The organism is Mesorhizobium sp. M8A.F.Ca.ET.218.01.1.1, assembly GCF_004791165.1.
Lineage (GTDB): Bacteria > Pseudomonadota > Alphaproteobacteria > Rhizobiales > Rhizobiaceae > Mesorhizobium.
In genome coordinates, this window is sequence record NZ_SRUZ01000003.1 from 599,740 (window position 1) to 618,842 (window position 19,103).

The following is a 19,103-nucleotide window of genomic DNA, read 5'->3' on the forward strand; positions in this document are numbered from 1 at the left end:
GATCACGCCCTGGTCCGGCGGCGGCCGACATAGAGGATGGCGCCTAACGTTGCGACGATCACCAGGAAGGAAAACACGGTGGTCACCGTGCCCAGCGCGTAGAGCACCGGCGTGGTGACATTGGTGGTCATGCCGTAGATCTCGAGTGGCAGTGTGTTGAAGGTTCCCGAGGTCATCAGTGTGCGGGCGAACTCATCGTAGGACAGCGTGAAGCCGAACAGGCCTACGCCGATCAGGCTTGGCGCGATCATCGGCAGCACGACATGGGCGAAGGTCTGCCAGGACGAGGCGCCAAGGTCGCGAGCGGCTTCCTCATAGGCAGGCGAGAAGCGGTTGAAGACGGCGAACATGATGAGCACGCCGAACGGCAAGGTCCAGGTCAAATGCGCGCCGAAGGCTGACGTATACCAGGCTGGTCGGAAGCCGATCTGCTGAAAGACGACGCCGATGCCCAGCGAAATGATGATCGAGGGTACCACAAGGCTGGCGACCGCCAGGTAGAACAAAGCGGTGGCGCCGCGAAATTTCTGGCGGAAGGCCAGCCCGGCCAGCAGCGAGACGACGACAGTGACGATCATCACCATAAGGCCGAGAACCAGCGAGCGCTTGAAGCTGCCGCCGAAATCGCCGACCGCCTGACGCTCGAACAGATTGGCGAACCAGTGCAGTGATACGCCGTTGAGCGGAAAGGTGAGGCCGCCGGTCGCGCCCTGGAAGGAGAGAATCAGGATCGCCGACAGCGGGCCGTAGAGGAACAGCACGAACAGCGCGAAGAACACCGCCAGCGCGTAGAATTCAAGAGTGCGTTTTTCGTGGTTCACGTCACAGTTCCCTGCGGATGTCGACGATGCGCAGGATGCCGGCGACCATCAAGAGCACCAGCACCAGCAGCACCACGGCGTTGGCGGCGGCGGCTGGATATTGCAGCAGCGACATCTGGTTCTTCATCATCAGCGCGACGGATGCGCTCTGGCCGCCCGACATCACCTGCACGGTGGAGAAATCGGCCATTGCCAGGGTGACGACGAAGATGGTGCCGATCGCCATGCCGGGTTTGGCCAGCGGGATGATGACGTTCCACAGCACTTGCCAGCCCGAAGCGCCGGCATCGCGCGCGGCCTCGACCAGCGAACGGTCGATGCGCATCAGCGTGTTGAAGATCGGCGTCACCATGAACAGCGTGTAGAGGTGGACCATGGCCAGCACGACCGCGAATTCCGAATAGAGCAGCCATTCGATGGGCTTCGGCACCAGCCCGAGATGCACGAGCGTCGAGTTGATCAGCCCGTTGCGGCCGAGCACTGGTATCCACGAGATCATGCGAATGATGTTCGAGGTCAGGAACGGCACCGTGCAGACCAGGAACAGCACCATCTGCATGGCGGTCGTTCGAATGTGGAAGGCGAGGAAATAAGCGACCCAGAAGCCGATGAACAGGGTCAGCCCCCAGACGATGAATGCGAATTTGATGGTGTTGAGATAGGTTTTCCAGGTGACCCCGGAGCCGAGAACGTCGGAATAATTGGTGGTGAGAAAGTCCGGGTACATTGTGGCGAAGTCGTAGTCCCAGAACGACACGACGACGATCATGATGATGGGCAGCAGCAAGAACGCGCCGAGGATCAGCGCCAGAGGTGCCGACTGCAGATAGGGCGCGACGGCGCCGATGGAGAACCGGCGTCGTCGGGCTGGTTTCGCGGCGGCGATTGCGGGGCGTTCGAGCGCGACTGTCATCAATGCTCTCGGGTTTGGCGATACGGCCGGGCCGCGTTCCCCTTCTCCAGCCAGGGAGAAGGGGTAGAGGAGGGCGCTTGTTCCCTTTACGCCGCGATGAACTCGTTCCAGCGCTTCACCATGTAGCGATCCTCGTCCATGACCGAGTTCCAGCAGGCGACCTTGCCCATGCGCTCTTCGAAGGAGCCGCCGTCACGCACGGCGCCGGCCTTTTCCATGACGGTGCCGTCGGGCGCCTTGATCTCGCCCTTGGCCGGCTTGCCTTCGATCCAGTAGCCCCACTCGTCCTCGGACATGAACTTCTTGGCCGAGACCATGTTGGCCGAGTAGTAGCCCTGGCGGTTGAGATAGCCGCCGACCCAGCCGGACGTGTACCAGTTGATGTATTCATAGGCGGCGTCGAGCTCGGCGCCCTTGAGATGGGCGGCGAGGCCAAGGCCGCCGCCCCATGAGCGGTAGCCTTCCTTGAGCGGCTGGAAGCGGCAGGGAATGCCCTTGGAGCGCACGGCGGCCACCGCCGGCGACCACATGGATTGGATCACCACCTCGCCCGACGCCATCAGATTGACGCTCTCGTCGAAGGATTTCCAGAAGGCGCGGAACTGGCCGGCTTGCTTGGCCTTGATCAGGAAGTCGATCGTCTTGTCGATCTCGTCCTTGGTCATGTTACCCTTGTCGGCATATTTGATGTTGCCGGTAGCTTCCATGATCATCGCAGCGTCCATGATGCCGATGGACGGGATGTTGAGGATCGCGGTCTTGCCCTTGAAGGCCGGGTCCATGATGTCGGCCCAGGTGGTGATGTCGCGGCCAACGAGGTCGGGGCGGATGCCCAGCGTGTCGGCGTTGTAGATGGTCGGCACCATGGTGAACCAGTTGGTCGGTGCCTTGGCGAAGGTCTTGCTGTCTTGCGCCTCGACGAAGCCGACCGTGTGCGGCGCCGTGCCTTGGGCAATGACGCTGTCGGGCGTCAGCTTGCCGGTCTTGAACAGCGGCACCAGTTCGTCGTAATATTTCAGCTTGCTGACATCCATCGGCTGCAGCACGCCGCTCGGGAACACCTTCTTGCAGATCCAGTATTCGATGTCGGCGATGTCGTAGCTGTCGGGCTGGGTCACGGCGCGCTGGGCGGCGGCATCGGAATCGGTCGCGGTCATCTCCAGCGTGATGCCGAGATCGGCCTTGCACTTGTCGGCGATGGCATTGAGGTTCGACACGCCGGTACCGAACTGGCGTAGCGTGATGTTGGACTGCGCCCAGATGGTCGGAAAGCCTGTGATGACGCCGGAACCGGCGGCGAAGCCGACGGCAGCAGCCCCCGTCTTCAGCAGCGAGCGGCGCGAAATTCCCGGTTTTGTTTCAGTCGTCTTTGTCATGTTCATTCCCCTGTCTTGTTTTGGTTTGGTCATTGAGTGTTGAATGAAGGCGGTCATCAATTGAGACGGCCAAGAACGACCGCGTCCTGCCGGTCCCAGGCGAGCGGCACGGCGTCGCCGACGGCGACAGGCTTTGCGAAGAAATCCGAATCGTCGACGATCACCGTGAAGTCATCGATGCCGGCGCCGTTGACCGACAACTTTACCGAATGGCCGCGATATTCGACGTTGGAAACGATGCCGGTGAAGCCGAGGCCGGGCGCAGGCGCGTCGCCGATGCGCACATGATCGGTGCGGATGGCGATATCGATCGGCGCGCCCGGCTCTCGACCGTGACCGCAGGCGGCGAGCGAGCCGCCGCCATTGACGTCGAAGACGACCATGCCGTCATGCTCGCCGGTGACCCGGCCGGACATGACATTGTGGTCGCCCATGAAGCGCGCGACGAAGGCCGTGGCCGGCCGTTCGAAGACGTCGCGCGGAGGCGCCGCCTGTTCGATACGGCCCTCATTCATCACCACGATCAGGTCCGCCAAGGCCATGGCCTCCTCCTGGCTGTGGGTGACGTGGACGAAGGTGATGCCGAGCGAGGTCTGCAGTTTCTTTAGCTCGGCGCGCATGCGGATCTTCAGGAACGGGTCGAGCGCCGACAGCGGCTCGTCGAGCAGCAGCGCTTCCGGATCGGTGATCAAAGCCCGGGCGAGCGCCACGCGCTGCTGCTGGCCGCCGGAAAGCTGCGCGGGCCGGCGCGTCGCATAGGCCTCCATCTGCATCAGCTTCAGCATGTCGAGCGCCTTGGCACGGCGCTGTTCCTTGTCGACGCCCTTCATCTTCAGGCTGAAAGCGACATTGTCGACGAGATCCAGATGCGGGAACAAGGCGTAGGATTGGAACATCATTGCCGTGCCGCGTTTTGCCGGCGGCAGGTCGGTGACAACAATGTTGCCGAGCCGTACGTCGCCTGACGAGATGCTTTCGTGACCGGCGATCATGCGCAGCGTCGAGGTCTTGCCGCAGCCGGAAGGGCCGAGCAGGCAGCAATAGGTGCCCGCCGGTATCTTCAGGCTGATGTCCTCGACGGCGGTCGTCGTTCCATAGACTTTCGAAACGGACACGATGTCGATCTCGGCGGCTTTGGACATTCAGGCTTCCCCGTTTGGTGCATTAACCAAAGCATCATGCGTGCCAATCTGGGGATGTGGGGCCAAGCGTTTGAATCGTTTAAAGAAATCAGGCTTCTTGCCGGCTGCCTACCTTCGAGGCTACTTTGTGCATTGCACAAATTATGAGCTATCGCGCGCGATCTGCACAAAAATCGTATGCAATCTTTTTCGACTTCGTGTTCACTTTGCCTCTCGTGCACGAGCGAGGACTCGCGTTAGAAGAGGGCGGGAACCATCATCGCCATGAACATCACCGATCAGGTCTATTCCGCCGCCGACAGCGCCAACCAGGATCGCGCCCAGGCGATTCGCGACAGTCTGCGCGACGCCATAGTCGACCGGAGGCTGGCGCCGGGCACCAAGCTGTCGGAAGGCGAGGTCGGCACGCTGTTCGACGTGTCGCGCACCGTCGCTCGCGCGGCGCTGCAGATGCTGTCTTTCGAAGGGCTGGTGCGAACCGAGCGCAATCGAGGCGCCTTCGTTGCCAATCCATCGCCCGAGGAAGCGCGCCAGGTGTTCGCCTCGCGCCGGCTGATCGAGCCGGGCATTGCCACTGCCGCCTGCGAGCGGGTCACATCAGCCGATATTGTCGCCTTCAGGGCGCAACTCGACGAGGAGGGCCGCTTCATCGCCGAGCGCGGTCCGACGGCGCGGCGTTCCGAAATCAAGGCGTCCGGCGATTTCCATCTGTTGCTCGCCTCGGTCGCCGGCAATGCCATCCTGCAGCGCTTCATGGAGGAACTGGTTGCGCGCTCGTCGCTTGTCATTGCGCTTTACGGACGGTCTGGCGTATCGGCCTGCGGCCACACGGAGCACACGGGTATTGTCGGTGCGCTGGAAAGCCGCGACTCCGGGCTGGTGAGCCGCTTGATGCTGCACCACATCGACCACATCGAGGCTGATCTCGATCTGCGCGTCAGGGCAGGCCCAGCGCTCCGCGAGGCTCTCAATTTCTGAGGTCTAGTGTTCGTCTTCCGTGGGAAGGGGGGCCGTCTGTCCGGCTGCCTTGCGGCGCAGCATCTTGGCTAGCTTCCAGATCGTCGGGCTATTCTTGACAAAGGCCTTCAGCCGCGCGCCCTGGCGAAGTGCCTGTCCCAGCGCACGGCCCTTGAGCGTCAGCGGAACCAGGACCTCGAAATGCTGCGTTTCGATATCGCACCATAGCCGCTTGTAGGGCTCGTCTCCGACGGAGAAATCATAGACCGCGAACCCGCTCTGGCAGGCGTTCTGGATGTTGTCGAAGAACAGGAAGTCGCCCGGGCTGGTGTTGGCAAGTTCATCCTCGGCGATCGCCCCGAACTCGCAGATCAGGCGCCGGCCCGAGCGGCTCGATCCGGTGACGGCGCGCAACTTGCCGGCGACCTCCAGCCCATGCAGCACGAAGCAAGGCTTGTCCTCGGCAAGCGCTTGCGTAAACAGCCCCCGGAAGAAGGCGCGTGTCCGGTCGTCACCGAAGACGTTGGCAATGCCCATCTTGCGGAAGCGCTGTTCCTTCATCTCGAAGAACGCGTCGAGCAGCCTCTCCACCTCGTCGGCGCTGCGCGCCTCGATGCGCCGGTGGCTGCCGACGGCCTCGAACTTGCGCGTCTGCGAACGATGCTTCTTGCGTTTGCGCTTGCCGCTGGCACGCAGCAGCAGCGCATCGAATCCACCGCTGAGGTCGACGGCCAACGAAAGGTTGGGGCTGGCGAAATGATCGAGCGATGCCAGCGGATTGGCAATGCCGTCGAGATCGGGCAGCAATCTTTCCAGCGCGATGAGATCAACATCGGGCCGGGACCCGGCGATCGCCGCGAGCATTGAGCGGATGGCTGTGATGTCGCCGCTCGCCAGCCATTGCGGTTCGGCGGCGGCGAAATTGCCATTGGCGTGGCGGCCGCCCATGAACTGGGCGACCCGCAACGGGCCGCGCTTGACCACCTCCAGCGCCACTGCGAAAGCCGGCCTGCCCTCCAGTTCGAGCGTGGCGATGAGCAGATCGGGCTTGACCTCGGCGGCCCAGGTCAAGACCCATGCCGCACTTTGCGCCGGCGCATAGAGTGCCGAACGACAGAACGCCGCATACGCCGCGAGTCCTTCGGCGGCGGCAACTGAAACCGACAGCCCCGCGGTATGCCCGGGCAGTGCGCGTGATGAAGCCTGGATCGCCGCGAGCCGCTTGCCATCAAATGACGCGGTTGCGTCAACCATACCTCAATCCTTAAGGCGTACTGATCCCGATTTGGGGGGCGCTCGGGCGTATTCCGTGCTTGGATAGCCTAGGCGCAAAAGGTGAATGAATGATCGACGGTGGGGAGGCAATCCGGAAACTGGCGCTCAACGTCGCCCGCTATACCGGCCTCGCACCGCTGGCCAGGCCGTTTGTCGGCGGCATCGGCGCCATCCTGATGCTGCACCGCGTGACGGCGACACCCGAAAAGCCCGACAGCGTCAACCGGCACCTCAACATCGCGCCCAGTTTCCTCGATGCCGTGATCGCCGACATGAGAGCGGACGGCTATGCCTTCGTCTCGATGGACGAAGCCGTGGAGCGCATCAAGGCAGGCGGCAAGGGCGGCCGGTTCGCCACCATCACCGCCGACGATGCCTATCGCGACAACATGACCGAGGCCTTGCCGGTGCTGGAGAAGCATGGCGCGCCGCTCACCATCTATGTCGCTCCAGGGCTGATCGATGGCACCGCCCACCTTTGGTGGGATGTGGTCGAGGATATCGTCAATGCCTGCGATCGCCTGACCCTGACCACACCGAACGGCCCGACCGTGATCGATTGCGCGACCCCCGTCAGGAAACATCAGGCCATCGCCCGCCTGCATGCCTATTTTACCACCGAGGTCGGCGAGGAGGACCTGCGGAGCGTGCTGCGCGATCTGGCCGCTTCGAATGGGGTCGACGCGGACGCCCCACGCCTGCGCACGCTGATGAACTGGGATGAGATCCGTACCGTCGCCGCACATCCGCTGGTGACGATGGGCGCCCATACGGTCAACCACAGCAATCTGAAGCGGCTTTCCGAGGCCGATGCGCGGCGCGAGATCGGCGCCGTCAACGACATGCTGCGAACTGAGCTTGGCGAGGAACCCCGCCATTTCGCCTATCCCTACGGCTACGCCAGCGCCGTCGGTTGCCGCGAAGTGGGCTTCGCGCGCGACGCCGGCTATGCTTCCGCCGTGACCACCCGCCACGGCGTGCTGCGCGCCGAACATGCCGGTTTCCTGCATGCCCTGCCGCGCATTTCGGTCAATGGCCGCTACCAGAGCCTGCACCATATCCGCACGATGCTGTCGGGCGTGACGACGCCGCTCGCCAACGCCGGCAAGATGCTCGTCACGATCTGACGGACTGCCCGGTCCGGGCTGGGCTCAGCGCTTGGCCCTCGGCTCCAGCATCAGCCATTTGATGATGCCCATCGCCGGCAGCACCCAGAGCAGACCGCTAAGCAGGAAGAACAGGAATTGCACCAGCGCGCCCGACTCCGACAGGCGGGCGACCGCGAAGATCGACGCGACCAGCGCGTAGATGATGACCAGCGCCAAAAGCAGGAACATTCCGATAAGCTTTTTCAGTCGAATGGGCATGGCTTGGCCTCGTTGATGGCTACCGCTTAGGCCGAACGCGGGACGCGCGCAACCTACCACATCAGGCGCGACGGCGTGCCGCGCTGCGCGGTCTTGCCAGCAGGAGTGCGATGGTTCACCAATCCGCGACATTCAACCTGCCGGGATATAGCCATGGCCGCCATCACCGCCGCCGCGCCCTATCAGGCCCGCGACCGCGACCTGCACAACCGGGTACTCGTGCGCGGCTGGCTGTACGTCGTGCTCCTCGTGCTGTTCGCGCTGGTGCTGGTTGGCGGCGCCACGCGGTTGACCGAATCCGGCCTGTCGATCACCGAATGGCAGCCGATCCATGGCGTCATCCCGCCGCTCAACGACGCCGAGTGGCAGGAGGAATTCCAGCGCTACCAGCAGATCCCGCAATACACAGAGCTCAACAAGGACATGAGCATCGAGGCGTTCAAGTCGATCTTCTGGTGGGAATGGGCGCATCGCCTGCTCGCGCGCAGTGTCGGCCTGGTCTTTGCCTTGCCGCTTCTGGTCTTCTGGGCGACGCGCCGCATCGAGCGCGGCCTTGGACCGAAGCTGGTCGGCATTCTGCTTCTCGGCGGGCTGCAGGGGGCCATCGGCTGGTGGATGGTGGCCTCCGGCCTGGTCGACCGCGTGTCGGTGAGCCAGTACAGGCTCGCCACGCACTTGACGCTGGCGGCCCTGATCTTCACCGCGACCATGGTTGTCGCGCGGGGTCTCGCTCCTCACTCCGAGCCTGCGGCCGATCGCTCGACGCAGAGATTGGCCGGTTTCATCGTGCTTCTGGCGCTGATCCAGATTTATCTCGGCGGTCTGGTGGCCGGTCTCGACGCCGGCATGAGCTACAACACCTGGCCGCTGATGGACGGCAGGATCGTTCCCGGCGATCTGCTCATCCTCGATCCGGCGTGGCGCAACGTCTTCGAGAACCCGAAGACGGTGCAGTTCATCCACCGGCTCGGCGCCTATACGGTCTTCGCCGTCGCGCTCTGGCACATGATCGCCACGCGTCGGCGGCTGCCAGGCTCGACGCATGCGCGACGCGCGGCGCTGTTGTTCGTTCTGGTATTGGTGCAAGCTTCGATCGGTATCGGCACGCTGCTGATGCAGGTGCCCCTGCATATGGCGCTGACCCATCAGGCGTTTGCGCTTGTTGTGCTGGGCTTTGCCGCCGCCCATTGGCGGGGCACCAAGGGCGCTTATCCCTTGCCCAACGAGATTGCCGTCGGACGCTGAGCGCGGCCGATCACATCCAGAATTCGTTGGACTGCGTCGTCTTATCGCCGCCTTCGCCGCGCCGCCAGGCAAGGAAATGCTCGCCGCGCAACTCGTCGGCAACGTCGTCGAACGGCTTCAGCGCCTTCACGATCGCCGGTGAGCCGTCCTCGCGCCGCACCTTCCAGATGCGGCTCGAGAATGTTTCGGCAATGAGTTCGGGTTCGCTGACTTGCCAGCGCGCTGGAAAGGCCGGCGCGTCCATCACAGGCCGAGCATCAGGTCCATGTTCTGGACGGCCGCGCCCGAGGCGCCCTTGCCGAGATTGTCGTAGACCGCCAGCAGCAGCGCCTGGGCTCTGCTGTCGTTGGCAAAGATATAGACCCTCATGCGGTTGGTGCCGTTGTAGATCTCCGGATCGATGTCCGGCACGCGCTCCAGATGCGCATAGGGCGCCACCTCGACCACACCGCCCTTGATCGCGGCGAAATGGTCCGAAATGGCGGCGTGAAGTTCGGCACCCGTCGGCACGCGTTCGAGGCCGCCGAGCTGCAACGGCACCACCGTGATCATGCCTTGGGCGAAATTGCCCACCGCCGGCTGCATGATCGGATCATGCGACAGCTTCGCATAGGCCTTCAATTCCGGCACGTGCTTGTGCTGCAGGGTCAGGCCATAGGGCAGGAACTCCGAGGCGTCCTCGCCCTTGGTGACATAGTCTTCGATCATCGGACGCCCGCCGCCCGAATAGCCCGTAATGCCGTTGACCGCGATCGGGAAATTGGCCGGCAGCAAGCCTGCCGTGACCAGTGGCCTGAGCGTCGCGATCGGTCCCTGTGGCCAGCAGCCCGGATTGGCGACGCGCTTGGCCGTGGCGATCTTCCTCGCCTGCTCCTTGTCCAGTTCGGCGAAGCCATATTCCCAGCCTTCGGCCACGCGATGCGCGGTCGACGCATCGATCACCTTGGTGGTGTCGTTGGTGATCAGCGAGACGCTTTCCCTGGCTGCATCGTCGGGCAGGCACAGGATGGCGATATCGGCGGCGTTGAGGAATTCGGCGCGCGCGGTCGTTTCCTTGCGACGCTCGACCGGAATGGAAATGATCTCCAGATCGCCGCGCTCGGCAAGCAGCGCCCGGATCTGGAGGCCGGTGGTGCCGTGCTCGCCGTCGATGAAGATTTTCGGTTTCATTGCCTGATCAAATTCCCTGATATACCAAGACTATATGCCGTTGCCATGATTGACCGCGGCGCCGTTGTGGTTGCCGTTGTTCAGCTCCTCGAGCCGTGCCTTTCGCTCGGCCAGCAGGCCGAGATACTGCATGGCCACCATCGAACCGGCGATCGCCGTTATATCGGCGTGATCATAGGCCGGCGCAACCTCCACGACATCGGCGCCGACGATATCGACCTGGTTGAGCTGACGCAGCGTCGACAGGATCTTCGCCGAGGACGGGCCGCCCGAAACTGGCGTGCCGGTTCCAGGCGCATAGGCCGGATCGAGGCAGTCGATGTCGAAGGTCAGATAGGTCTTCTTGCCGCCGGTGCGATCGACGATGGCGTAGGCGATGTCGGAGGCGCGCATCTCCTCGATCTCATGGCCATAGAGAATCTTGATGCCGAACGTGTCGGGCGCGTGGGTGCGGATGCCGATCTGGATCGAGCGGTCGGGATCGATGATGCCTTCCTTGACCGCTCGGCCGACGAAGGACCCGTGGTCGATGCGCTTGCCGTCATCGGGCCATGTGTCCTGGTGGGCGTCGAACTGCACCAAGGCCAGCGGTCCGTGGATGGCGGCATGCGCCTTGAGCAGCGGCCAGGTGACGAAATGGTCGCCGCCCAGCGTCAGCAGGAAGGCGCCCGATTTCAGGATCTTGGCCGCTTCGCGCTCGATCGTGCCGGGCGTCTTCTGATGGTTGCCCGAGTCGAGCAGGCAGTCGCCATAATCGACCACGGCGAGGTGCTCGAACAGATCGCGCGAAAACGGGTATTGCGGGTCGTTGTCGAGGATCGCCGAGGCGCGGCGGATCGCCTGCGGCCCGAACCGGGCGCCCGGCCGGTTGGTGACGGCGGCGTCGAAGGGAATGCCCCACACCACCGCATCCGCGCCCTTCACGTCCTTGGTGTATTTGCGCCGCATGAAAGACAGCGCGCCCGAATAGGTCGGCTCAAGGGCGCCACCCGTTTTGGAGCGGGCGGTGAAGGCATGGTCGATGTTCTTGGTCGCCATTACGGGTCCTCGTTTTCATCGGGGTGCAACAACTACAGAACCGGCATGGAAGATGCCAGTCACAGCTTGGGGAGACGAAACCGCGCCGCCCGGGCGCCACGGCAAGACAGGATTTGTATCATCATGACGCAGACCGCGTTTCTTAATCCGTCGGATGCCGTGGTGTCGACCCACGCCGGCACGATCGCCGGCGATCGCTTCCAGGTTCTCGATTCGTGGCGCGGCATCTGCGCGTTGCTGGTGGCGCTGTTTCATTTCCCGACCGCATCAGTGATCTCGCAGAGCAGCTTTATCGGTTCGTCCTATCTTTTCGTCGACTTCTTCTTCGTCCTTTCCGGCTTCGTCATCGCCTCCAGCTATGCCAATCGGCTGGGCCGGCCGGAAGAGGTCGCCCGCTTTGCCCTGGTCCGTTTCGGCCGCATCTATCCGCTGCATCTGGTCATGCTTGCCGCCTTTGCCGCCTTCGAATTGTTGCGGCTGATGCTGCCGCAATTGCATGGCACGGGGGCCGCTCCCTTCACCGGCGGCTTCGACCTCAAGAGCCTGGCTGCCAATCTCCTTCTGCTGCAAGGTGTCGGCTTCGAGGATCGGTTGACGTGGAATGCGCCAAGCTGGAGCATCTCGGCCGAGTTTTTCGCCTATCTCCTGTTTGCCGGCGTGGTCCTCATCGCCGGCGCACGCGCCTGGATATGGTTTGTCGCCGCCGCCGTCACCGCGCCGCTGTTCCTGCTCGGTTTCTCCACGCATCATATGGATGTGTCCTACGATTTCGGCTTCATCCGCTGCCTCTACGGCTTCTCGCTCGGCGCCCTGCTGGCCTGGTTTCAGCATGATTCCATTGCAGGGGCGCGACAGGTCCTGGTCACAAACGGCCCGCGGGTGAGCTGGACTCTTGCCGAAATCGTCATGGTGGCCGTCATCGTTCTTTTTGTCTCGCTGGCGGGCGACAATGATTTCGGCATCGCCGCGCCCCTGGTGTTCGCCCTGGCGTTGTTTCTGTTCGCCCATGAAGGCGGCTGGATCAGCGCGTTGCTCAGGACGCCCTTCATGCTGACGCTCGGCGCGCTGTCCTATTCGATCTACATGGTCCACATCTTCGTCCAGGCGCGCCTGATCAACGTCGCCGGGCTCGTCGAGCGCAAGCTCGGCCTCGGCTTGATTGGCGACATCGTGCTGCGTGGCGGGCCCGCGACAGGCTTTGGGCCCGGCTGGACAGGGACTGTAGCGATCGTCGTCATGCTCGCCGCCACCATCGCCGTGTCGTGGATCACATGGCGCCTGGTCGAAATGCCTGCAATGGCCTGGTTCCGCCGGCTCTCGAAACGCATCTGACCCGCATCGCCGGCCAACCGCTAGCCGGCTTCGTTCACCTGGATGTCACCGAGGTCGCCTATCCCCGGCTCGATCCGGCAAGGAGCGATTCTCGATGCGGACGATCTGGCTGAACCTTCTGCTTTCCACCGCGCTGGCGGCCTCCGCCGGCCAGGCCTTGGCCGGCGAAACACGAGCCAGGCAGATCCTCGACCGCTTCGAACATGCCAACCAGTGGCGCGACCATGTCATGGTGGCCGCGCACAGGGCCGGCAGCATGCAGGCCGGCAAGACGCTCTATGCGGAAAACTCGCTCGCGGCGGTTGAAGGTTCGATCGCGATCGGCGCCGAAATCGTCGAAGTCGACATCAGGCGCTCGAAGGACGGCGAGCTCATCGTCATGCATGACAGCTGGCTCGACCGTACGACGACCTGCAAGGGCGAAGTCATCAACTACACGCTGGCCGAATTGAAGAGATGCCGGCTGGTGATCGAGGGCACCCATGCCGTCACCAACGAGACCGTCTCGACATTGCGCGAAATGCTGATGACGACCAGGGACAGAATCCTCATCAATCTCGACAACAAGCTCGAAGTCGGCGACCTCCCGGGCATGATCGCGGTGGCTCGCGATCTCGGCATGGCCGCGCAGGTCATCGTCAAGGAAAACCTTTGGAACCAGAACAGGATCATCACGGTGAAAGCCGCCATGGCCGCGGCAGGCGGTGGCTTTCAGTTCATGCCGATCATTGCCGATGACGCCGTGCATGATGCCGGCTTCGCCTCGACGGTCGACCACGCTTTCGCGCCGGGCGCGATCGAGTTGATCAACTGGCGGGCGGGCGCCGAGACGTTGACCGAAACCGGCGGGCCGCTGTTTAGCACGCGTATGCGCGCCGAGGCGGTGAGGGGCGATTGGCATATTTGGGCCGACACCTATGCCATCGTCAACAAGCCGGGCGGCTTCCTGGCCGGCGGCCGCGGCGACGAACTGGCGGTCCAGGCCAGCTCGCCGCGCGAAGCCTGGGGCTTCTGGGCCGATCGCGGCGCCACCATCATCCAGACCGACGAGCCGAAGGCCGCGATCGCCTGGCTGGCGGCCAACGGTTATCGTGTGCCCTATGCCGACGAGAAGCGGCCGGCCGAACCGGCGCATACGGCCAGCATCAATTAGGACTGAAGCTGCCGATCTCCCTCTCGTGACAGTTGCCCGCCAGGTCGGAGGGCGCTGTCCCACGACCTGTCGATCACTCAAATCCGCGGCCCGAAAAACAAAGGCCGCCCGGAAGCGGCCTTTGATATCGGAAATTCGAAACGCTTAGCGCTTCGAGAACTGGAAGGAGCGACGGGCCTTGGCCTTGCCGTACTTCTTGCGCTCGACGACGCGGCTGTCGCGGGTCAGGAAGCCACCCTTCTTGAGCACGGCGCGCAGCGCCGGCTCGTAGTAGGTCAGCGCCTTGGAGATGCCGTGACGAACGGCACCGGCCTGGCCGGAGAGGCCGCCACCGACGACGGTGGCGACAATGTCGTACTGGCCCGAACGGTTGGACGCGATGATCGGCTGGTTGAGGATCATCTGCAGGACCGGACGCGCGAAATAGGTCGCGAATTCCTTGTCGTTGACGACGATCTTGCCGGAACCCGGCTTCACCCAGACGCGCGCGATGGCGTTCTTGCGCTTGCCGGTGGCATAGGCGCGGCCCGACTTGTCGAGCTTCTGGACATGGACGGGGGCCGCGGCCTGGGTGTTCGTGTTCCCGGTGGCGGCGCCCAGTTCTGCGAGCGAGGAAAGCTCAGCCATCTTATGCGACCTTCTTGTTCTTGGAATTCAGCTTGGCCACGTCGAGGACTTCTGGCTGCTGGGCGACATGCGGATGCTCCGCGCCTGCATAGACGCGCAGGTTCTTCATCTGGCGACGGCCGAGCGGGCCACGCGGAACCATGCGCTCAACGGCCTTCTCGACGACACGCTCGGGGAAACGGCCCTCGAGCAGCTGGCGCGCGGTGCGCTCCTTGATGCCGCCGGGGTGGCCGGTGTGCCAGTAATAGACCTTGTCGGTGAACTTCTTGCCGGTGAACACCACCTTGTCGGCATTGATGACGATGACATTGTCGCCGTCGTCGACATGCGGGGTGAAGGTCGGCTTGTGCTTGCCGCGAAGATGATTGGCGATGACAGTGGCAAGACGGCCGACGACGAGACCCTCGGCGTCGATCAGGATCCACTTCTTCACCACATCCGCAGGCTTCTGCGAAAAGGTTGTCATGTTTTCTGCTCTCGGTTTTGACCTTCACGGGGAAGGCGTTTCTTGTTGCTTGGATTGGCGAAAGACGCTTGTCATCAGCCAATAACAAAACGGCGGCCTTTGCGGGCCGCTGCTTCGTGAGGGCTTATAGGCGAGGGCGGTGGGTGCGTCAAGTATCGGTGGTGATTGAAGATCCGGAAAAACCTTTTAATTTCAAAGAGTAGATGAAACGGTATTATTTTACCTCACTAGCACGCTCGATTTGATAGCTTATATCCCGCTCACCGCCGCCCGCTCACGGCGGCAAGGAGGAGCCTGATGCCGATGGCGACCATCAGGGCTCCGCTCAGCCTTTGCTGCCAAATAAGGAGCGAGCTTCGGCGCGCCAGCCAGTCGCCGATCGCGCCGGAGGTCAGCGCGACAGCGCCGAGAACGACCATTCCCGTCATCTTCATGGTCGCGCCGAGAACGATGAACTGAAGCGCAGGTGACCCGGCCGACGGGTGAACGAATTGCGGCAGAACCGCAAGCATGAAAGCGAGCGTCGTCGGGTTGGTGAGGTTGCAGACCAAGCCCTGCCGGAAAGCGGCCGGTATGCTGCTCTTGGTGGCAAAGACGCCGCCATCTTCGCCCTGCCGGCGCGCCAACAGGAATTTGATACCGATGGCGATCAGATAGACCGCGCCGACGACCTGAAGGATGGAGTAGAGAGATGGCGAGGACGTGACTAGCGAGGCCAGTCCCATTGCGAGCAACGGAATCTGGACGACGCCGGCCGATACACATCCCGCCGCAGTCGACAGGGCATGGCGCCAGCCTTGCCCCACGCCGCGGCTGATCACCAGCATCATGTCGGGACCGACGCCCGAAAGTTGATAGGTGAGCACGGCAGCGAGGAACGCAAGGTAGGTTGTCACGTCGGGCATGCGGCAGAACGATCTAGTCGGCCGGGCGTTCCACGCAAAGCACGAACCGGCCTGGCAGCTTATCCCCGCTTCGGCGGGATCGAATAGGTGCCTGTCGCATGCGCCACTGTCTGTCCATCGGGGCCGGCGACGATGTCGATGTCGAACACCATCAGGCTCTTTCCTAGCTTCAGGATGCGGCAATGCCCGTCGATCGGCCCGGCCTCCGCCTTGCGCACGAAGTTGATGTTGAGGTTGGTGGTGACCGAGAGCGCATCCGGCCCTGCATGGCTGAGCACGCAGACATAACCGCCGATATCGGCCAGCGTGAACAGCGCGGGGCCGGACACCGTGCCGCCGGGGCGCAAATGCCGCTCGCCGGCATTGAGCCGCACGATACAGCCGCCGGGAAACACGTCGATCGCCTCATAAGCGGCGGAACTCTCATTGAGTTGCGGAAAGACGCTCTCCATCAACACGTTGATCTGCACTGCGGTCAGCACCGGCTTGAGGTTGGTCTGGGCGGGCATGTCGGTCTCTCGTTCTGCGCATGCTTGTATGGGCGCAGGCGGGCGTTTCTGGCAACATATACATCGCCCTGGCGCAAGCGATGGGTGTTGGACGAAACCCGATCCGATATTAGATACTCTGCCGGCACGACCGGAATCGCGGAGACCTTAGCCATGGCCGAAATCCTTGCCATCAAGCCTGCTGCCGCCGAAGAGGGCCCGATCACGACAAGGCTGGACAAGGGCGTGCTGCGCCTGACGCTTGCCAATCCACCCGCTAACGCCTTGTCGCTGGCGGTAATGGCGGGGCTGACGGCAGAACTCGAGCGTGCAAAGGCCGACAAGGCGGTTCGCGTCATCGTGCTGTCGGCAGCCGGCAAGGTGTTCTGCGCCGGCCACGACCTCAAGGAAATGACCGCGCGGCGCGCCGACGCCGATCGCGGCAAGGCCTTCTTCGAAGAGACGTTTGCCGCTTGCGCCACGTTGATGGAGACGATCGTGCGCCATCCCCTGCCTGTCATCGCCGAGGTGGACGGCCTGGCGACAGCCGCCGGCCTGCAACTGGTCGCAAGCTGCGACCTGGCCATCGCCTCGCACGAAGCGACCTTCTGCACGCCGGGCGTCAACATCGGCCTGTTCTGTTCGACGCCGATGGTGGCGCTGTCGCGCAACGTCTCGCGCAAGCAGGCGATGGAGATGCTGTTGACTGGCGAGACGATCGATGCGGCAACGGCCAAGGAATTCGGCCTCGTCAACCGCGTCGTGCCGCGTGAGTACCTGAATCAGATTGTCACCAAATACGCGCAAACCATTGCGTCCAAATCGTCCTTGGTCGTGAAGACCGGCAAGGAAGCCTTTTACGCGCAGGCCGAAATGGGGCTGGCGGATGCCTATGCCTATACCGGCCGCGTCATGGTCGAGAACATGCTGGCGCGGGACGCGGAAGAGGGCATCGGCGCCTTCATCGGCAAGCGCAAGCCGGAATGGACGGACGAATAGGACGGGAGCATGGAACCGCGCATCTCCATCATCACCATCGCCACCGACGATCTCGATCGCGCGGTGCGTTTCTACGAGGCGATGGGCCTGAAACGTCATGCCGGGATCACCGATGGTGTCGCCTTCTTCCAGATGGGCGGCGCCATCCTCGGCCTGTTCCCGCGCGCCAGCGCCGAGGAGGATTCCGGCATTGTCTTCACCAAGGCGCCGTCAGCGGTCTACCTCGCCTACAACACTCGCTCCGATGCCGAAGTCGACGAGGTGCTCGCCATGGCTGAACAGGCCGGCGGCAAGATCGTCAAGCCGGCAGGCCGCGCGTTCTGGGGCGGCTGGTACGGCTATTTCGCCGATGCCGATGGACATGTCTGGGAAGTGGCCCACAATCCGGCCTTTCCGATCGCCGAAGACGGCACGATTTCGCTGCCTGGCTGATGGTCCATCGCAAGCAACTGACACGACTCAAGGCACCCTATCTCAAGCGCATTTTGCTCGACCCCGAGCGCGTGGCGGACTGGGAAAAATACCCCTGGAACCTGCCGCTGTTTCGCGGCCACGCCTTCGAACTCGAATTCACCACGCCGATCACCATCATCGTTGGCGAGAACGGCACCGGCAAATCCACCTTGCTCGAGGCGATCGGGGCGCTGGCCGGTTACGACGAGGCCGGCGGCGGCAAGGGTTACCGGCCGGTCGACCATTCCAGCGCCATCGACAAGAGTGGCGCCGCGCTGGCGAACACGTTCCGTGGCCATTGGCTGCCGAAGGTCACCGCCGGCTGGTTCTTCCGCGCCGAATCCTTTTACTCCGTCGCCCGCTACCTCGACCAGGCGGCGCTGGAAGACCCTTTCAAGCCGCCGCCGCCGGATTTCTTGTCATGGTCGCATGGCGAGGGGTTTATCCGTTTCTTCGAGGAACGCTGCCGCAGGCAAGGCATCTACATACTCGACGAGCCTGAAAGCGCGCTCTCGCCGTCGCGCCAGATCGAACTGCTCAAGATGCTGCGGCGCATGGACCAGTCGGGCACCGCGCAAGTGATCATGGCGACGCACTCGCCGCTGCTGATGGCCTGTCCCGGCGCGCGGCTGTTCCGCATCAGCAGGTTCGGGCTTGAGCCCGCCGACTTTCGCGATACGGACCATTTCCGCATGCTGCGCGATTTCAGCAATGACCCGGATGGTTTTCTCGCTGAGGCGTTGTATGAGGACGAGGCATGAATCACGATAGTTACGACAACACCTATATCGGCGGCATCCTCAATTCGGTGAAGACCATCGCCATGGTCGGGGCGTCGGCCAATGACGTCAGGCCGAGCTATTTCGTGTTGAAATACCTGCTGGCCAAGGGTTTTTCGGTGTTCCCGATCAATCCCGGCCAGGCCGGCAAGGAAATCCTCGGCCGAATGACCTATGCCAGGCTGGTCGACATTCCAGAGCCGATCGACATGGTCGACATCTTTCGCGCACCATCGGCTGTGCCGGGCATTGTGGAAGAGGTCTTGCAGCTCGATCCGTTGCCCAAAGTCGTCTGGATGCAGCTTGGAGTGCGTCATGACGAGGCGGCCGCACGCGCGGAGGCAGCCGGAATCAAGGTGGTGATGAACCGCTGCCCCAAGATCGAATACGGCAAGCTCTCCGGCGAGATCGGCTGGACCGGTGTCAACTCCGGCGTGCTGTCGTCGAAGAAGCCGCTGATGCGCCAGGGCTTCCAGAGTTTTGGCGTCCGCCAGAAGTGACGTGATCCGGGATTGCTTTTTGGCAAGAGATTCCAGTCCACTGCCGGCGCGCAAAAATTTTTCCGGGAAGCGATTGAGTTTCCCGCGCGTTCATCGC

21 protein-coding genes and 1 pseudogene are annotated in these 19,103 nt (G+C 63.0%); 9 read left to right on the top strand and 13 right to left on the bottom strand.

All coding sequences use genetic code 11. The features are described 5' to 3' along the window. Positions 1-2: 2 nt before the first annotated feature. From EN861_RS14095 to EN861_RS14110, 4 genes are all read right to left on the bottom strand, one after another. On the bottom strand, positions 3-821 hold the full coding sequence (locus EN861_RS14095; RefSeq protein WP_135864069.1) for an ABC transporter permease: 819 nt from the start codon (positions 819-821) through the stop codon (positions 3-5). A 1-nt stretch (position 822) separates the two neighbouring features. Next, positions 823-1,734, bottom strand: a complete 912-nt coding sequence (locus tag EN861_RS14100) for an ABC transporter permease (protein ID WP_135864071.1) — start codon at positions 1,732-1,734, stop codon at positions 823-825. Between the two features lie 86 nt (positions 1,735-1,820). Then, positions 1,821-3,110, bottom strand: coding sequence for a PotD/PotF family extracellular solute-binding protein (locus tag EN861_RS14105; protein ID WP_135864073.1), 1,290 nt, complete (start codon positions 3,108-3,110; stop codon positions 1,821-1,823). 56 nt (positions 3,111-3,166) lie between these two features. Beyond that, positions 3,167-4,252 carry an ABC transporter ATP-binding protein gene (locus tag EN861_RS14110; RefSeq protein WP_127869610.1) on the bottom strand — a complete coding sequence of 362 codons (1,086 nt, stop codon included), beginning with the start codon at positions 4,250-4,252 and terminating at the stop codon, positions 3,167-3,169. Positions 4,253-4,516: 264 nt separating this feature from the next. Between EN861_RS14110 and EN861_RS14115 the strand changes: the two genes are divergently transcribed. Further along, on the top strand, positions 4,517-5,230 hold the full coding sequence (locus EN861_RS14115; protein WP_127869609.1) for a GntR family transcriptional regulator: 714 nt from the start codon (positions 4,517-4,519) through the stop codon (positions 5,228-5,230). 3 nt (positions 5,231-5,233) lie between these two features. On the opposite strand, the gene EN861_RS14120 is transcribed toward EN861_RS14115, so the two are convergent. Continuing rightward, positions 5,234-6,463, bottom strand: coding sequence for a GNAT family N-acetyltransferase (locus EN861_RS14120; RefSeq protein WP_135864075.1), 1,230 nt, complete (start codon positions 6,461-6,463; stop codon positions 5,234-5,236). An 89-nt stretch (positions 6,464-6,552) separates the two neighbouring features. Between EN861_RS14120 and EN861_RS14125 the strand changes: the two genes are divergently transcribed. Continuing rightward, complete coding sequence (locus tag EN861_RS14125; RefSeq protein WP_127279126.1) at positions 6,553-7,611, top strand: polysaccharide deacetylase family protein; 1,059 nt, start codon at positions 6,553-6,555, stop codon at positions 7,609-7,611. 24 nt (positions 7,612-7,635) lie between these two features. On the opposite strand, the gene EN861_RS14130 is transcribed toward EN861_RS14125, so the two are convergent. Continuing rightward, entirely contained in the window at positions 7,636-7,851 is a 216-nt protein-coding gene (locus EN861_RS14130) for a DUF2842 domain-containing protein (RefSeq protein ID WP_027143610.1), read from the bottom strand. Between the two features lie 153 nt (positions 7,852-8,004). Between EN861_RS14130 and EN861_RS14135 the strand changes: the two genes are divergently transcribed. Then, a complete protein-coding gene (locus tag EN861_RS14135) occupies positions 8,005-9,096 on the top strand; it encodes a COX15/CtaA family protein (protein ID WP_135864077.1) in 1,092 nt (363 codons plus the stop codon). 49 nt (positions 9,097-9,145) lie between these two features. Here EN861_RS14135 and EN861_RS14140 read toward each other — a convergent pair. From EN861_RS14140 to speB, 3 genes and pseudogenes are all read right to left on the bottom strand, one after another. After that, a pseudogene (locus EN861_RS14140) lies at positions 9,146-9,343 on the bottom strand (aminoglycoside phosphotransferase family protein); the annotation flags it as partial. Beyond that, positions 9,340-10,266, bottom strand: coding sequence for an N-acetyl-gamma-glutamyl-phosphate reductase (argC, locus tag EN861_RS14145; protein ID WP_135864079.1), 927 nt, complete (start codon positions 10,264-10,266; stop codon positions 9,340-9,342). The pseudogene EN861_RS14140 and the gene argC, both read right to left, overlap by 4 nt. Before the next feature lie 30 nt (positions 10,267-10,296). Beyond that, positions 10,297-11,304, bottom strand: a complete 1,008-nt coding sequence (gene speB, locus EN861_RS14150) for an agmatinase (RefSeq protein ID WP_127279129.1) — start codon at positions 11,302-11,304, stop codon at positions 10,297-10,299. 123 nt (positions 11,305-11,427) lie between these two features. Between speB and EN861_RS14155 the strand changes: the two genes are divergently transcribed. Next, positions 11,428-12,636, top strand: coding sequence for an acyltransferase (locus EN861_RS14155; protein WP_135864081.1), 1,209 nt, complete (start codon positions 11,428-11,430; stop codon positions 12,634-12,636). Between the two features lie 94 nt (positions 12,637-12,730). Beyond that, positions 12,731-13,789, top strand: coding sequence for a glycerophosphodiester phosphodiesterase family protein (locus EN861_RS14160; protein WP_135864083.1), 1,059 nt, complete (start codon positions 12,731-12,733; stop codon positions 13,787-13,789). A 144-nt stretch (positions 13,790-13,933) separates the two neighbouring features. On the opposite strand, the gene rpsI is transcribed toward EN861_RS14160, so the two are convergent. The 4 genes from rpsI to EN861_RS14180 form a co-directional block, all read right to left on the bottom strand. Further along, positions 13,934-14,416: a 30S ribosomal protein S9 gene (rpsI, locus tag EN861_RS14165; RefSeq protein WP_010915637.1), complete on the bottom strand. Its 483-nt coding sequence runs from the start codon at positions 14,414-14,416 to the stop codon at positions 13,934-13,936. 1 nt (position 14,417) lies between these two features. After that, the gene (rplM, locus tag EN861_RS14170; protein ID WP_010915638.1) at positions 14,418-14,882 is read right to left on the bottom strand and encodes a 50S ribosomal protein L13; all 465 of its coding nucleotides are present in this window, start codon (positions 14,880-14,882) and stop codon (positions 14,418-14,420) included. Between the two features lie 260 nt (positions 14,883-15,142). After that, entirely contained in the window at positions 15,143-15,787 is a 645-nt protein-coding gene (locus EN861_RS14175; protein WP_135864085.1) for a LysE family translocator, read from the bottom strand. Between the two features lie 59 nt (positions 15,788-15,846). After that, positions 15,847-16,296 (bottom strand): PaaI family thioesterase, encoded by a 450-nt coding sequence (locus EN861_RS14180; protein ID WP_135864088.1) that lies wholly within the window; start codon positions 16,294-16,296, stop codon positions 15,847-15,849. A gap of 153 nt (positions 16,297-16,449) precedes the next feature. Between EN861_RS14180 and EN861_RS14185 the strand changes: the two genes are divergently transcribed. The 4 genes from EN861_RS14185 to EN861_RS14200 are packed head-to-tail and all read left to right on the top strand — an operon-like array spanning position 16,450 to position 19,006. After that, positions 16,450-17,274 carry an enoyl-CoA hydratase gene (locus EN861_RS14185; RefSeq protein ID WP_135864090.1) on the top strand — a complete coding sequence of 275 codons (825 nt, stop codon included), beginning with the start codon at positions 16,450-16,452 and terminating at the stop codon, positions 17,272-17,274. A gap of 9 nt (positions 17,275-17,283) precedes the next feature. Beyond that, entirely contained in the window at positions 17,284-17,706 is a 423-nt protein-coding gene (locus EN861_RS14190) for a VOC family protein (protein ID WP_127869729.1), read from the top strand. Then, positions 17,706-18,488 carry an AAA family ATPase gene (locus EN861_RS14195; protein ID WP_135864092.1) on the top strand — a complete coding sequence of 261 codons (783 nt, stop codon included), beginning with the start codon at positions 17,706-17,708 and terminating at the stop codon, positions 18,486-18,488. The genes EN861_RS14190 and EN861_RS14195 overlap by 1 nt, the downstream gene beginning before the upstream one ends. After that, complete coding sequence (locus tag EN861_RS14200) at positions 18,485-19,006, top strand: CoA-binding protein (RefSeq protein ID WP_135864094.1); 522 nt, start codon at positions 18,485-18,487, stop codon at positions 19,004-19,006. The genes EN861_RS14195 and EN861_RS14200 overlap by 4 nt, the downstream gene beginning before the upstream one ends. Positions 19,007-19,103: the final 97 nt, after the last annotated feature.

Excerpts from the sequence above, each read along its gene's own strand:
- EN861_RS14100 (WP_135864071.1), bottom strand. The coding sequence starts at position 1,734 with ATGACAGTCGCGCTCGAACGCCCCGCAATCGCCGCCGCGAAACCAGCC.
- EN861_RS14105 (WP_135864073.1), bottom strand. The coding sequence starts at position 3,110 with ATGACAAAGACGACTGAAACAAAACCGGGAATTTCGCGCCGCTCGCTG.
- EN861_RS14110 (WP_127869610.1), bottom strand. The coding sequence starts at position 4,252 with ATGTCCAAAGCCGCCGAGATCGACATCGTGTCCGTTTCGAAAGTCTAT.
- EN861_RS14115 (WP_127869609.1), top strand. The coding sequence starts at position 4,517 with ATGAACATCACCGATCAGGTCTATTCCGCCGCCGACAGCGCCAACCAG.
- EN861_RS14120 (WP_135864075.1), bottom strand. The coding sequence starts at position 6,463 with ATGGTTGACGCAACCGCGTCATTTGATGGCAAGCGGCTCGCGGCGATC.
- EN861_RS14125 (WP_127279126.1), top strand. The coding sequence starts at position 6,553 with ATGATCGACGGTGGGGAGGCAATCCGGAAACTGGCGCTCAACGTCGCC.
- EN861_RS14130 (WP_027143610.1), bottom strand. The coding sequence starts at position 7,851 with ATGCCCATTCGACTGAAAAAGCTTATCGGAATGTTCCTGCTTTTGGCG.
- EN861_RS14135 (WP_135864077.1), top strand. The coding sequence starts at position 8,005 with ATGGCCGCCATCACCGCCGCCGCGCCCTATCAGGCCCGCGACCGCGAC.
- argC (WP_135864079.1), bottom strand. The coding sequence starts at position 10,266 with ATGAAACCGAAAATCTTCATCGACGGCGAGCACGGCACCACCGGCCTC.
- speB (WP_127279129.1), bottom strand. The coding sequence starts at position 11,304 with ATGGCGACCAAGAACATCGACCATGCCTTCACCGCCCGCTCCAAAACG.
- EN861_RS14155 (WP_135864081.1), top strand. The coding sequence starts at position 11,428 with ATGACGCAGACCGCGTTTCTTAATCCGTCGGATGCCGTGGTGTCGACC.
- EN861_RS14160 (WP_135864083.1), top strand. The coding sequence starts at position 12,731 with ATGCGGACGATCTGGCTGAACCTTCTGCTTTCCACCGCGCTGGCGGCC.
- rpsI (WP_010915637.1), bottom strand. The coding sequence starts at position 14,416 with ATGGCTGAGCTTTCCTCGCTCGCAGAACTGGGCGCCGCCACCGGGAAC.
- rplM (WP_010915638.1), bottom strand. The coding sequence starts at position 14,882 with ATGACAACCTTTTCGCAGAAGCCTGCGGATGTGGTGAAGAAGTGGATC.
- EN861_RS14175 (WP_135864085.1), bottom strand. The coding sequence starts at position 15,787 with ATGCCCGACGTGACAACCTACCTTGCGTTCCTCGCTGCCGTGCTCACC.
- EN861_RS14180 (WP_135864088.1), bottom strand. The coding sequence starts at position 16,296 with ATGCCCGCCCAGACCAACCTCAAGCCGGTGCTGACCGCAGTGCAGATC.
- EN861_RS14185 (WP_135864090.1), top strand. The coding sequence starts at position 16,450 with ATGGCCGAAATCCTTGCCATCAAGCCTGCTGCCGCCGAAGAGGGCCCG.
- EN861_RS14190 (WP_127869729.1), top strand. The coding sequence starts at position 17,284 with ATGGAACCGCGCATCTCCATCATCACCATCGCCACCGACGATCTCGAT.
- EN861_RS14195 (WP_135864092.1), top strand. The coding sequence starts at position 17,706 with ATGGTCCATCGCAAGCAACTGACACGACTCAAGGCACCCTATCTCAAG.
- EN861_RS14200 (WP_135864094.1), top strand. The coding sequence starts at position 18,485 with ATGAATCACGATAGTTACGACAACACCTATATCGGCGGCATCCTCAAT.